Genomic DNA, 12,419 nt, shown 5'->3' with positions numbered 1-12,419 from the left:
GGCCACCGCGCGGCTGGGCCTGCTCGGCACCGGCACCGTCGGTCGCGCCTTCGTCGCGCGCTACCAGGCGTTGCAGCAGCGCCGGCCCGGCTTGCCGACGTTCGCCTGGCTGGCCAATTCGCGTACCGTTGCCGACTGCGCGGTGACGCCGGCGCAGGCGCTGGCCGCGGCCAATGCCGCCGCGCGCACGGCGCAGGCGGTGACGTTGCCGGAGGATCTGGGCCGGGGCGACATCGTGGTCGACGCCACCGCCAGCGAGGCGGTGGCGCAGCGCCATGCCGAGTGGCTGCGGCGCGGCGTGCACGTGGTCACCGCCAACAAGCTCGGCCAGGGCGCCGCGCTGGCACGGGCCGAACAGATTCATGCCGCGCGGCATGCCGCCAGCACCCATTACGGCGACAGCGCCACGGTCGGCGCGGGATTGCCGTTGCTGAGCAGCCTGCGCGCGCTGGTCGCCGGCGGCGACCATATCCATGCGGTGGAGGGCGTGCTGTCCGGCTCCCTGGCCTGGCTGCTGCATCGCTACGACGGCCACCGCGTCTTCTCCGCGTGCGTGCGCGAGGCCGCGGCCGCCGGCTACACCGAGCCCGATCCGCGCGAGGACCTGTCCGGCGAGGACGTGCGGCGCAAGCTGCTGATCCTGGCCCGTGCCGCCGGCCTGCCGTTGCGTGCCGAGCAGGTGCAGGTGGAGTCGCTGGTGCCGGCCACGCTGGCCACGGTGCCGCTGGCGCAACTGGATGCCGCACTCGAACAACTGGACGCGCCGCTGGCGGCGCGCCTGGCGCAGGCACAGGCCGCCGGCGCCTGCCTGCGCTTCGTCGGTCGCTTCGATGCGCACGGCGCCTCGGTGGGCCTGCGCGTGCTGCCGCTGACGCATCCATTGGCCAGCGGTGCCGGCACCGACAACCGCGTCGCCATCCACAGCGACCGCTACCTGCAGCAGCCGCTGCTGATCCAGGGGCCGGGTGCGGGCGCCGATGTCACCGCGGCGGCCTTGCTCGACGACGTGCTGCGGATCGCGGTGCGCTGAGCGAAGCGAACGACGCCCGCCATCATGTGCGGGCATCGCGGTTCGGACTGGGGCGATACCGACGGGCAGTCGGCGTGTGGGCAACGCTGCCTGCACGCCGATGCCTGCGGGTCACGCGGCGCGGCCGTCGCGCGTTGCACGACGGCCGGCGCCGCAGCTCATTGCAGACCCTGGCCCATGGTCTTCAGCAACTCGCCCTGGTAGTCGCCGCTGAATTCCCAGAAGAACGCGCCGCCCAGGCCCTGGGTCTTGACGTAGTTCATCTTCTCGGTGACCAGCGCCGGGTTGTCGTAGCTCCAGAAGGTGCTGCCGTCGTACTTCCAGTGCGCATGCGCCTGCGCGTCGACATAGCTGGTGCCGGCGCGGCCGCGCAGCACCTTGTAGTCCTCGATGCCCGCCTCGTAGGTACCCGGTGCGGCGCTGCCGCTCTGGTACAGGCCGTGGTTGACGTTGGGCATGTTGGTCCAGCCGCGCCCGTAGAAGCCGATGCCGAGGTTGAGCTTGGCGGCGGGCACGCCACGGTCGAGGAAGGCCTGGATGGCGTCGTTGCTGTTGTAGTAGCGCTGGTCGCCGCTGGACGGATCGGCCGACGACTCGAACAGCGCGGAGTGGTGGTTGGTCTGCGGATCCCAGGCGCCGTGGAAGTCGTAGGTCATCACGTTGAGGTAGTCCAGGTATTGCGCGTACAGGTTCGGGTCGGTGACCCGGATCTTGTCGATGCCGGCGCCGACCGCCACGGTCAGCAGCAGCCCCGGCCGCACCTGGTCGAGCTGACGGCGGAACTCGGCCAGCAGCGCGGTGAAGTTCTGCCGGTCTTCGGCGCTGCCGCAGGCGATGCCGCACGCCACCGGGTATTCCCAGTCGATGTCGATGCCGTCGAACACGCCGGCCGCGGCCGCTGCGCCGCCGGCGCCGTCGGTGACCGGCAGGTTGCCGCGGATGTAGGCGTCGATGCACGAGGCGACGAAGGCCTGGCGGTTCTCGGCGCGCGCGGCGCTGGAGAAGCCGCGCGACCACGTCCAGCCGCCCAGCGAGATCAGCACCTTCAGCCCCGGATGCGCGGCCTTGAGCTTCTTCATCTGGTTCCAGTTGCCGCGCAGTGGTTGGTCCCAGGTATCGCCCACGCCGTCCACGCTCTGCGCGGCGGAGAACGCCTTGGTGTAGTCGGCGAAGGCATCGCCGCCGACGCCGGTGCTGCTGTCGGAGGGTTGGGTGACGCCGACTTCGCAGCGGTTGTTGCGGACATTGCCGAAGGCGTAGTTGATGTGGGTCAGGTAACCGGCGGCGCCGCTGGCCTGGATGTCGCGGACCTGGTAGTTGCGGCCGTAGATGCCCCACTGGGTGAAGTAGCCGATCACGCGCTTGCTGCCGCCGGCGCTGGCGGGCAGGGTGCGCACGCTCAGCGTGGCGCTGCTGGCTGAGACGTTGCCGGCGTTGTCGCGGGCACGGACCGCGTAGGCGTACGCAGTGTCGGCGATCAGCGCCGAGTCGGTGTAGCCGGTGGTGCTGGAGGTGCCCACGCGATTGCCGTCGCGGAGGATGTCGTAGCCGGCCAGGCCGCTGCCGCCGGCGTTGTCGGAGGCGGCATTCCAGGTCAGGGTGATGGCGTTGCTGGCGCGCGTGGTGGCGGCCAGGCCGGTCGGCACGCTTGGGGCGGTCGTGTCGGTCGACGGCGCCGCGATGCTGATCGTGACCGCGGCCGAGGTGGTGCGGGCGCCGGCGTTGTCGGTGGCCACTGCGGTCAGGCTGTAGTCGCCGGCCGCCGCGCCGCTCCAGGCCAGCGTGTACGGCGCGCCGCTCACGCTGCCCAGCGAGGTGCTGCCGCGGAAGAATTCGACCCGCGCGACGCTGCCGTCCGGATCGCTGGCCGACGCCTGCAACGTGATGGTGTTGCCGACCACGAAGCGCGTGCCGGTCGTGGGCGCGGTCAGCGCCACGCTGGGTGGCTGGTTGCTCGAACTGCCATCGCAGGTGCCCAGGTCCTGGTACCAGCCGCAACTGGTGCAGTAGGTCGGCGCGGTGTTCCAGATCGGCCCATTGGCGCGGTACAGGTGGCCGGCGTAGGTCAGGGTGTCGCCGGCGGCGTAGATGGTGGCCGGGTTCCAGGCGGCGACGCCGCTACATGCGGCGGCCCAGGCCTGGCCGGGCACGAGGCCGGCCAGGACGAGACAGCAGAACAGCAACCACGATCCAGCGGATTTCGTGTTCATGGTGACGCCTCCGATGCGGTAGGTAGCGCGACTGAGGAGCGGTGGTGAGCCGCTAGCTGGTTCCTTGAGTCCGATCACCCGGGGCTTGGAGACGCGTGGCGCCAACGTCGTTTGACTCGCACGCGGACCGGGCACGCGCAGGGTTCGAATGAGAAGACAACGTTGTCAACCGACAAATCCGACGAATGCGAGACAGATCCAGGATTACTGCGATGACAACGTTTTCATGGTTGTCCGATGCTGCGGTGCAGTGCGGGTGTGTCGAGGGCGACGAAGCGCGAGTGGTGCAGGGCGAGAGGCACGCTGCCGGGCGGGTGCGTGCAGCGCGCGTTGCTCGTTGGTGCTACCGCCTTGGTGTTGCGACGACTCGGGAGATTCCGCGGCAAGACGCGTTCGCGCCGCCGTGCAGGATCAGCCACCGGACCTGTCGCGGGTGCGTGCGCTCAGGGCGCCGTGCCCAGCGCCTCGAGCAAGGCCGCATTGAACCGTTGCGGCGCTTCCACCTGCGGCGAATGGCCGAGGTCGTCGAAGGCGACCAGGCGCGCGCCGGGAATCGCCGCGGCCGCGCGCTTGCCCAGGGCCGGGTAGTCGCCCAGGGTCGCCGCCAGCGCCGGCGGCGCCAGGTCCTTGCCGATCGCGGTACGGTCGCGCTGGCCGATGAACAGGGTGGTCGGCACGCGCAGTTGCGGGAAGCGCTGCACCACCGGCTGGTTGAACACCATGTCCGAGGTCAGCGCCTGATTCCAGGCCACGCGGTCGCCGCCGGGGCCGGCGTACAGGCCAGCCTGCATGCTCACCCAGCGGTCGTACTCGGGCTTCCACTGTCCGCCGTAGTAGACGGTCTGCTGGTATTGCTTGATCGAGGCCGCGTCGGTCTTGCGCTCCTTGGCGTACCAGGCATCGACGCTGCGCCACGGCACGCCGGCGGCCTTCCAGTCCTCCAGCCCGATCGGGTTGACCAGCAGCAGCTGGCTCACGTCCTGCGGGTACTGCAGTGCGTAGTGCGCGGCGAGCATGCCGCCCATCGAATGGCCGACGATCGCGGCGCGGCGCACGCCGGCCTGCTGCAGCAACGCATGGGTATTGGCCGCCAGTTGCGCGAAGCTGAACTGGTAGGCCTGCGGCTTGCTCGACTTGCAGAAGCCGATCTGGTCCGGCGCCAGCACCCGATACCCCTGTGCCACCAGCGCGGCGATGGTCGATTCCCAGGTCGCCGCGCAGAAGTTCTTGCCGTGCAGCAGCACCACGGTGCGGCCGTTCGGCGTGCCGGTCGGGGCCACATCCATGTACGCCATCTGCAGCGGCTGGCGCTGCGACTCGAAGCGGTACCAGTGCACCGGATAGGGATAGGCGAAGCCTTCCAGTTGCGCGCCGTAGCGTGGCGGCGCATCGGTGGCGGAGGCGGGCGGCGACAGGGCGAGGGCGGCGAGCAGCAGGCAGTGGCGCATGGGAGCAGGGCGACAGGCGTGATGGACCACGACCTTAGTCCGGCCTGCGCTTGCTATGCGTCAACGCGTTACACGGGCGGCAGGCTGCCGCCGTTGTGCACCAGGGTCAGGCAGGCGTGGTGCTGCATCCGCGCGAGCGGTTCCTGCAGCGCGGCCAGCACTTGTTCGGCCTGCGCACCGAGTACCGGCCGGTACGCCGCCCAGCCGTTGCGGCCCTTGGCCTTGGCTTGGTACAGCGCACGGTCGGCCAGTACCAGCAGTTGTTCCCAGCCGAGCAGGTTGTCCGGGTCGTGCACGAACGGGAACTCGGCCAGCCCGATCGAGCAGGTGACCCGGCCCTGGCGGCCGTGGTCGAGCACGAAGGGGTGGGCGGCGACCGAGCGGCACAGCCGTTCGGCGGCCATGGTGAGGTTCTCGCGCGGCGCCGAACGCAGCACCAGCAGGAACTCCTCGCCGCCCCAGCGCACCACGTAGTCGCTTTCGCGGGTCAGCCGCACCAGCAACTGCGCCATCTGCTGCAGCACAGCGTCGCCGGTGTGGTGGCCGCCGCTGTCGTTGATCGATTTGAAGTGGTCGATGTCGATCAGCGCGAACAGCATGCCCGAGGACAGCATGTCCTCATCGTTGGCGGCCATGCGCCGGTACAGCGCGATGTCGCTGGGGATGTGCAGCGACAGGTAGCGGCGGTTGCGCAACTGGGTCAGTTCGTCGGTGAAGCTGGCCTCCTGCAGGCGCTGGTTGGCCGCCTGCAGCGCCTGGGTGCGCTCGCGCACCTGGCGTTCGAGGATGTCGCGCTGGCGCCGGTTGTGCAGCCGCGCCAGGGCCACCGCGCACAGCAGCAGGGCGAACGCGCCCAGCGTCAGCAGCAGCCTGTAGAACGGCGTCTCCTGGAAGCGCAGCGCGATCCGCAGCGGCAGCCGCGCCGGCGCGGCCGCCCACACGCCGGCGTTGTTGCTGCCGGTGACTTCGAAGACGTAGTCGCCGCCGGGCAGGTTGGTGTAGCTGACCGCGCGCTGGCGGATGTCGTCGAGGGTGCGCCAGCCGCGGTCGTAGCCGAGCAGGCGGTAGCGCAGCTCGACGTTCTGCGGCGCCTGGAACGAGGCGGCGGTGAACTCGAAGTCGAGGTCGCGCGCGCCTTCCGGCAGCGGTGCGGGCAGCGCCTGCGGCGTCAGCCACTGGCCCAGCGCACGCACCCGCTCCACCACCGGCTGCGGCGCCACCGGATTCTTGACGATGCCGGCGGTGTCGAGCGCGACCACGCCGTCGCGGCTGGGCAGCCACAGCGCGCCGTGCTCGATGAAGCCCTTGCCGTTGCCGGCGCCGTTGCAGCACATGCCCTGCACGCCGCCATGGCGCTGCGCGCGCTCGGTGAGCATCAGTTCGGCGTTCAGCGGCGCCTGTGGCGACGCCGCATGGCGCAGCAGGTCGGCCAGGCGCACGCGGTAGACCCCGCGCAGGCCGGCCACCCAGATCGCGCCGCGGCCGTCGTCGGCGATGAAGAACGCGGCGTTCACCGGCAGCCCATCCTGTTCCCCGAACGCGTACCAGTGCGCGCCGTCGAACAGCCACAACTGCTCGTTGAGGGTGCCGACCAGCCATTGCCCGCCGGGCAGCTCGTGGATCGCGGTGACGTCGGCGCTGGCCAGCGCCGAGCCCGGCGGCGCCAGCGCGACCAAGCGCTCGTCGCGCAGCGCGTACAGGCCCGACTGCGCGCCGATCAACAGGCGCCCGTCGCGGGTCTCGTGGATCAGCCGCACGCGCGGATCGCGCAGGCCCTCAGCCGTGCCGTAGCGGCGCAGCCGCGTGCCGTCGGCGCGGAACAGGCCGTCGGTGCTGGCGAACCACAGCCGCTGCGCGCGATCGCGGACGATCCCGCTGATCTGCAGGTCGCGCAGCGGCGCCAGCCAGTCCGGCTGGATGAGCCGGCCGTCGCGGTACAGGGCGGCGCCATGGCGGGTGCCGATCCACAGCTGGCCGGGTTCGGCCAGTAAGGTATAGGGCGCCTCGTTGTGCAACTGCGCCAGGCTCAGGCGCGGTTGGTAGCGGCCATCGCGCAGCTGCGACAGGCCGCTGTCGGTGCCGACCCACAGCGATCCGTCCGGATCGCGCGCCAGGGTCCACACCAGCGCGTCGTCCAGGCCCTCGTGCGTGCTGTAGCGGCGCGTCCAGCCGTTCCACAGCCGGGTTGCGCCGTTCCAGCTGCTGCCCAGCCACAGGTTGCGCTCGCGGTCCTCGAAGATGGCGTTGACGCCGACGTTCGGCTTGTTTTCCGGGTTGCGTTCGACGATGGCGCCATCGCGCACGCGCAGCAGCGCGCCGGGCTGTCCCACCCACAGGTTGTGGTCGCTGTCCTCGAACAGGGCCTGCACCGCGCGCCGGCTGGTCCCGGTCGGGTCGGGCAGCCATTGCCAGCGGCTGTCGCGGCGCAGCTGCAGGCCGTCGCGGGTGCCGGCCCAGAGCGTGCCTTGCGCCTCCAGCAGATGCTGCACCGGCGTCGCGCCGGCCTCCTGCGGCAGTGCCAGCGACTCCGGCGCGTCCTGGCCGGCGACGAAGCGCAGCACCGCGCCACGCGTGCCCACCCACAGCGCGTCGGCGCGCGGCAGCAGCGTGTAGGCGCCGCCGGCGATGCGGTGGCGCAGCTGCAGGCGATCGCCCTGCACCGCGTAGACGCCATCCTGCGCCGCGACCAGTACGCTGCCGTGCGCGTCGGTCGCGATCGCTTCGATATTGAGCAACGGCGCCTGCGGGTCCTGCGGCAGCAGCGTGGTGAAGCGTCCGTCGCGGTAGCGCGACAGGCCGCGGTAGGTGCCGATCCACAGCGTGCCGGCGGCGTCCGCGTGCAGCGCCTTGATCAGGTTGCCGGGCAGGTGCGCCGGCGCGCCCTCGTTGAACGAGGTCATGCGCACGCCGTCGAAGCGGGTCAGCCCGCCCATCGTGCCGATCCACAGATAGCCCTGACGGTCCTGGGCGAACGCCTGCACGCTCAGCTGCGGCAGGCCCTGGTCCAGCCCCCAGCCTTCGCGCTCGTAGTGATGGAACTGCTTGTCCGGCTGCAGTGCCCGCGCCTGCGGCACGCATGCGCTCCACGCTGTCGAGAGCATGGCCAGCTGTAGCGCCAGCAGGCGCCAGGAGGCGTGTGGAAACCGCAAGCGCATGCCCATGCCGGATCGGCCGACGTCTCTGTCGTTAGCGGCAACGCCGCGCGGATCTTGATGCGCGCGGCAGCGAGGACGCTGGTGATCACCCGGGCCAGCGTCCATCGGGCTGGCTCAGCACTCGATGACGTTCACCGCCAGCCCGCCGCGGCTGGTTTCCTTGTACTTGTCCTGCATGTCGCGGCCGGTGTCGCGCATGGTGCGGATCACCTTGTCCAGCGACACCTTGTGCTTGCCGTCGCCGCGCATCGCCATGCGGCTGGCGTTGATCGCCTTGACCGCGCCCATCGCGTTGCGCTCGATGCACGGGATCTGCACCAGGCCGCCGATCGGGTCGCAGGTCAGGCCGAGGTTGTGCTCCATGCCGATCTCGGCCGCGTTCTCGATCTGCCCCGGCTTGCCGCCGAGCGCGGCGACCAGGCCGCCGGCGGCCATCGAGCAGGCCACGCCGACCTCGCCCTGGCAGCCGACCTCGGCGCCGGAAATGGAGGCGTTTTCCTTGTACAGGATGCCGATCGCCGCGGCGGTGAGCAGGAAGTCGAACACGCGCTGTTCGTCGGCGCCGGGGCAGAAGCGGTCGAAGTAGTGCAGCACCGCCGGGATGATCCCGGCCGCGCCGTTGGTGGGTGCGGTGACCACGCGACCGCCGGCGGCGTTCTCTTCGTTGACCGCCAGCGCGTACAGGTTGACCCAGTCCAGCGTGGTCAGCGGATCGCGCATCGCCGCTTCCGGCTTGGACGACAGCTCGCGGTACAGCGCCGGCGCGCGCCGCGACACGTGCAGGCCGCCGGGCAGGGTGCCTTCCTCGCGGATGCCGCGGGTCACGCAGGCCTGCATCGCGCCCCAGATCTCGCGCAGGCCGGCGCGGATCTCGTCCTCGCTGCGCCAGCACTTCTCGTTCTCGAACATCAGCGCGGCGATGCTCAGGCCGCTGCGCGCGGCCTGCGCCAGCAGCTCGTCGCCGCTCTTGAACGGGTAGGGCAGCGGCGTCTCGTCGGCGACGATGCGGTCGTCGGCGGCGTCGTCCTGGTTGACCACGAACCCGCCGCCGACCGAGTAGTAGTCGCGCGTGGCGATGACTTCGTCGTTGGCGGCGTAGGCGGTGAAGCGCATGCCGTTGGTGTGGTACGGCAGCTTCTGTCGCTTGTTCATCGCCAGGTCGCGCTTCTCGTCGAAGGCGATCTCGTGCCGGCCCAGCAGGTTGATGCGCTTGCTGCTGCGAATGCGCTCCAGCGCACCGGGGATGATGTCCGGATCGATCAGGTTCGGGCGCTGGCCTTCCAGGCCCAGCAGCACCGCCTTGTCGGTGCCGTGGCCGCGCCCGGTCAGGGCCAGCGAGCCGAACACTTCGGCGCGCAGGCGCACCACGTCCTGCAGGCGGCCCTGGTCGAACAGCCAGCGGTGCACGAAGCGCTCGGCGGCGCGCATCGGCCCCACCGTGTGCGAGGAACTCGGCCCGATGCCGATCTTGAACAGGTCGAAGGTACTGACAGCCATGCGCGTGCCGAGGGGGTGGGCGAAAGACCATCTATTCTATGCTTCCGGCACGCGGCCCAGGTCCGCAGCGCAGCATAGGACGCGAGCATGTCCCTGACCCTGTACCAGCGCGACGACTGCCATCTGTGCGACCAGGCCCTGCAGGTGCTGGCGCAGGCGCGCGTGGCCGAGCCGGACAGCGTGTTCATCGACGACGACGCGACGCTGGAGGCGCGCTACGGGGTGCGCGTGCCGGTGCTGCGCGCCGCCGACGGGCGCGAACTGGACTGGCCGTTCGATGTTGCCGGCGTGCGCGCCTGGCTGGCGGCGTCGGCCGAATGCGCGTGAGCCGCGCATAAAAAAAGCGGCGGACCCGACGAGGAAATCCGCCGCTCAGCGGCCGCGCGCCCGCGGCCTGTGGCGAATCACTTCGTCTTGAACACCACCTTGGTGCTGATCGCGGTTTCGTTGGGAATGGTCTTGGTGTCGGCCCAGTCGCCGCCGCCCACGCCGAAGTCCAGGCGCTTCACGGTGGCCTTGCCGGCCAGCACCGGCTGCGCGCCCGGGGTCCAGGTGAAGGTCAGGGTCACCGGCTTGGACACGCCGCGCAGTTCCAGGGTGCCGTCGGCGGCGAACTGGTTGTTGCCCAGCGCGCGGAACTTGTCGGCGCGGTAGTGCGCGGTGGCGAACTTGGCCACGTCGAAGAAGTCCGCGCCCTGCAGGGTGGAGTCGCGGTCGTTGTTGCCGCTCTTGGCGCCGGCCAGGGGGATGGTGACGTCGAGCTTGGCGCCGGCCAGGTTGGCCGGGTCGAAGCTGAGCTTGGTGTCGAAGCCGGGGAACTGGCCGGTGAACACTTCGCCGTCGTACTTGCTGGCGAACACCAGGGTGGAGCCGGGGGCCTGCACATAGTCGGCGGCCTGCACCGCGGGGGCAGCGGCGAGCAGGGCCACCAGACTGGCGGCGACGGCGGCGGGGGACGCGAAACGGGTGGACATCGAAACAGCTCCTCAGGACTTGGGGGTGAGCCAGCCGCGCGGCAACATCCGCGCCAGGGTGGCATCGCGTTGGAACAGGTGGTGGTAGAAGGCGGCGCCGGCATGCGCCAGGACCACCGCGATCAGCAGCCAGAAGCCCCATTCGTGCACCGTGTGCGACAGGTCGCGCAGGTGCCCGTTCGGGGCGCTGAGCTTGGGCACCGCGACCAGGCCGAACCAGCGGAACGGGCGCAGGCCGCTGGCGGAGTCGTACAGCCAGCCGGACAGCGGGATGGCGAAGATCATCACGTACAGCAAGGCGTGGGTGGCGTCGGCGATGCGCTCCTGCCAGCCGGGGGTGCCCGGCACCGGCTTGGGCGCGCCGGCGTACAGGCGCCAGCCGAGCCGCACGATCACCAGCGCCAGCACGGTCAGGCCCAGCGACTTGTGCGCGGTGTAGACCCAGAAATACTTGGGCGTCTTCGGCAGTTCGCCCATGGTCAGGCCGACCACGCCGAGCAGCAGGATCAGGGCGGCGATCAGCCAGTGCAGGGTCTGGCTGACGCTGCCCCAGCGGTCGGGGGTATTGCGGGCGCTCATGGCGTGCCGTCCTGCGCCGCCGGCGCGGTGGGGGTGTCGGTGGGAGCGGCAGGCGGAGTGCCCGGCGCCGGATCCGGTTCGGCCTTGGCGCCGCCCTCGCGGGTGGCCTCGGCCTCGATGCGCAGTTCCACCGTGCCGCCGATCACCGATGGCCAGGAACTGATGCCGAAGTCGGCGCGCTGCAGCGTGGTGGTGGCGGAGAAGCCGGCGGTGCGACGGAACGGCGGCAGCGGATGACGCTTCACTGCGTTCAGGGTCACGTCCAGGGTCACCTCGCGGGTGACGCCGTGCAGCGTCAGCTGCCCGATCAGCTTGGCGTGCTGCGCGTCGATCGGCTCGACGCGGGTGGAGACGAACTGCGCTTCCGGGTAGTGCTCGCCGTCGAGCAGGTTGTGCGCCAGCGCGGCGCGGTTCCACTTCTCGTCGCCCAGGTCCAGCCGCTGCAACGGCACCCGCGCCTGCAGCCGTGCGCTGCGCCAGTCGTCCGGGTCGAACACCAGGGTGCCGGTGCTGCCGGACACGGTGCCCAGCGCCTTGGAGAATCCGGCGTGCTCGATCGCGAACAGCACCCGGGTGTGCACCGGGTCCAGCGCGTACTGCGCCGGCGCGGCCAGGGCGGCGCCCGGCAAGGCCAGCAGGAGGGCCACGAGAGAGGGTCTGAACATGGAGCGGGGCCGCGCTGGGAGGTCGCCGGATTCTAGTCACAGTCCGGGCCGGCTGCGTACCTGCGGCGCGTAACGGTTCGTTGCGCGCGGTGGCAGGTGTGATTTTTCCGCGGCCGCGGGGTATAAGAACGCTGCCGCGGCGAGCGGCATACGGAGCGGGCGCGCCGCGCGTCCGGCCCCGGCAGTGCGCCGGTGTTCATCCGCCGACGTCCTTTGCCGGAGCCGATGTCCATGCCCATCCCGCATCCCCCACGCCGGTGGCGCTGCTGGGGGCTGGCCTGCCTGTTGGCGCTGGCCGGCGTGTGCGCCGATGCCAATGCCGCGGTGCCGGAACTGCCGCGCTTCCGGGTGTTCTCCGGCGAGCAGGGGCTGCCGTCCAGCGATATCTCCGGGTTGCAGCTGGACCGCGACGGCTATCTGTGGATCGCCAGCGGCGACGGCCTGGCCCGCTACGATGGGCGCGAGTTCCGGGTCTGGCGCCACGATCCGGCCGATCCCGCCTCGTTGCGCTGCAACTACGTGCAGGACCTGCACATCGACGCGCGCGACCGCATCTGGGTGGCCTGCGAGGGCGGCGGCCTGAGCATGCTCGGCGCGGACCGGCGCGGCTTCCGCCACTTCAACATGGCCACGCAGCCGGCGATGCGCAGCGACGACGTGTTCGCCATCGCCAGCCGCGGCGACGCGGTGTACTTCGGCACCTACCGCGGCGGCCTGTACCGGCTGGGCGGCGACGGCCGCGTGCAGCGCATCCGCGCCGGCGATCCGGCGGTGGACGCGCTGCTCGACAGCGCCGTGCTGACCCTGGCCTTCGACGATGCCGGGGTGCTGTGGGTGGGTACCTTCAAGGGCCTGGTGCGC

Annotated in this window: 10 protein-coding genes and 1 pseudogene; 3 read left to right on the top strand and 8 right to left on the bottom strand. The window is 71.0% G+C overall.

The genetic code is table 11. From position 1 onward, the window contains the following. A partial coding sequence (locus D180_RS16410; protein WP_017913652.1) for a homoserine dehydrogenase occupies nucleotides 1–1,030 on the top strand: 1,030 nt, incomplete at its 5' end. Nucleotides 1,031–1,188: 158 nt separating this feature from the next. Here the strand turns inward: D180_RS16410 and D180_RS16405 are convergent. The 5 genes and pseudogenes from D180_RS16405 to D180_RS16390 form a co-directional block, all read right to left on the bottom strand. Further along, nucleotides 1,189–2,508: a glycoside hydrolase family 18 protein gene (locus tag D180_RS16405; RefSeq protein ID WP_232760543.1), complete on the bottom strand. Its 1,320-nt coding sequence runs from the start codon at nucleotides 2,506–2,508 to the stop codon at nucleotides 1,189–1,191. 270 nt (nucleotides 2,509–2,778) lie between these two features. Then, a pseudogene (locus D180_RS24650) lies at nucleotides 2,779–3,240 on the bottom strand (Ig-like domain-containing protein); the annotation flags it as partial. A 443-nt stretch (nucleotides 3,241–3,683) separates the two neighbouring features. Beyond that, the gene (locus tag D180_RS16400) at nucleotides 3,684–4,688 is read right to left on the bottom strand and encodes an alpha/beta hydrolase (RefSeq protein WP_017913650.1); all 1,005 of its coding nucleotides are present in this window, start codon (nucleotides 4,686–4,688) and stop codon (nucleotides 3,684–3,686) included. Nucleotides 4,689–4,756: 68 nt separating this feature from the next. Then, nucleotides 4,757–7,789: a ligand-binding sensor domain-containing diguanylate cyclase gene (locus tag D180_RS16395; RefSeq protein ID WP_232760541.1), complete on the bottom strand. Its 3,033-nt coding sequence runs from the start codon at nucleotides 7,787–7,789 to the stop codon at nucleotides 4,757–4,759. Between the two features lie 168 nt (nucleotides 7,790–7,957). Continuing rightward, the gene (locus tag D180_RS16390) at nucleotides 7,958–9,340 is read right to left on the bottom strand and encodes an L-serine ammonia-lyase (RefSeq protein ID WP_017913648.1); all 1,383 of its coding nucleotides are present in this window, start codon (nucleotides 9,338–9,340) and stop codon (nucleotides 7,958–7,960) included. A gap of 87 nt (nucleotides 9,341–9,427) precedes the next feature. Between D180_RS16390 and D180_RS16385 the strand changes: the two genes are divergently transcribed. After that, on the top strand, nucleotides 9,428–9,667 hold the full coding sequence (locus D180_RS16385) for a glutaredoxin family protein (protein ID WP_017913647.1): 240 nt from the start codon (nucleotides 9,428–9,430) through the stop codon (nucleotides 9,665–9,667). A gap of 77 nt (nucleotides 9,668–9,744) precedes the next feature. Here D180_RS16385 and D180_RS16380 read toward each other — a convergent pair whose 3' ends face one another. Genes D180_RS16380 through D180_RS16370 form a run of 3 tightly spaced genes read right to left on the bottom strand, consistent with a single transcriptional unit; the run spans nucleotide 9,745 to nucleotide 11,558 of the window. Then, nucleotides 9,745–10,314, bottom strand: a complete 570-nt coding sequence (locus D180_RS16380; RefSeq protein WP_017913646.1) for a YceI family protein — start codon at nucleotides 10,312–10,314, stop codon at nucleotides 9,745–9,747. Between the two features lie 12 nt (nucleotides 10,315–10,326). Next, on the bottom strand, nucleotides 10,327–10,893 hold the full coding sequence (locus D180_RS16375; RefSeq protein ID WP_017913645.1) for a cytochrome b: 567 nt from the start codon (nucleotides 10,891–10,893) through the stop codon (nucleotides 10,327–10,329). Continuing rightward, complete coding sequence (locus D180_RS16370) at nucleotides 10,890–11,558, bottom strand: YceI family protein (protein ID WP_043091174.1); 669 nt, start codon at nucleotides 11,556–11,558, stop codon at nucleotides 10,890–10,892. The genes D180_RS16375 and D180_RS16370 overlap by 4 nt, the downstream gene beginning before the upstream one ends. 231 nt (nucleotides 11,559–11,789) lie before the next feature. Here D180_RS16370 and D180_RS16365 point away from each other — a divergent pair. Next, nucleotides 11,790–12,419 (top strand): two-component regulator propeller domain-containing protein (locus tag D180_RS16365; RefSeq protein ID WP_304412383.1); only part of this gene is annotated, 630 nt, incomplete at its 3' end.

It is taken from the genome of Xanthomonas sp. SHU 166 (genome assembly GCF_000364685.1).
In the GTDB taxonomy this organism is placed as follows: Bacteria; Pseudomonadota; Gammaproteobacteria; order Xanthomonadales; family Xanthomonadaceae; genus Xanthomonas_A; species Xanthomonas_A sontii.
This window is presented reverse-complemented; position numbering and strand designations above follow the sequence as displayed.

Bases quoted from the DNA above. Each gene is read 5' to 3' on its own strand.
- D180_RS16400 (WP_017913650.1), bottom strand. From the start codon at position 4,688: ATGCGCCACTGCCTGCTGCTCGCCGCCCTCGCCCTGTCGCCGCCCGCC.
- D180_RS16395 (WP_232760541.1), bottom strand. From the start codon at position 7,789: ATGCTCTCGACAGCGTGGAGCGCATGCGTGCCGCAGGCGCGGGCACTG.
- D180_RS16390 (WP_017913648.1), bottom strand. From the start codon at position 9,340: ATGGCTGTCAGTACCTTCGACCTGTTCAAGATCGGCATCGGGCCGAGT.
- D180_RS16385 (WP_017913647.1), top strand. From the start codon at position 9,428: ATGTCCCTGACCCTGTACCAGCGCGACGACTGCCATCTGTGCGACCAG.
- D180_RS16380 (WP_017913646.1), bottom strand. From the start codon at position 10,314: ATGTCCACCCGTTTCGCGTCCCCCGCCGCCGTCGCCGCCAGTCTGGTG.
- D180_RS16375 (WP_017913645.1), bottom strand. From the start codon at position 10,893: ATGAGCGCCCGCAATACCCCCGACCGCTGGGGCAGCGTCAGCCAGACC.
- D180_RS16370 (WP_043091174.1), bottom strand. From the start codon at position 11,558: ATGTTCAGACCCTCTCTCGTGGCCCTCCTGCTGGCCTTGCCGGGCGCC.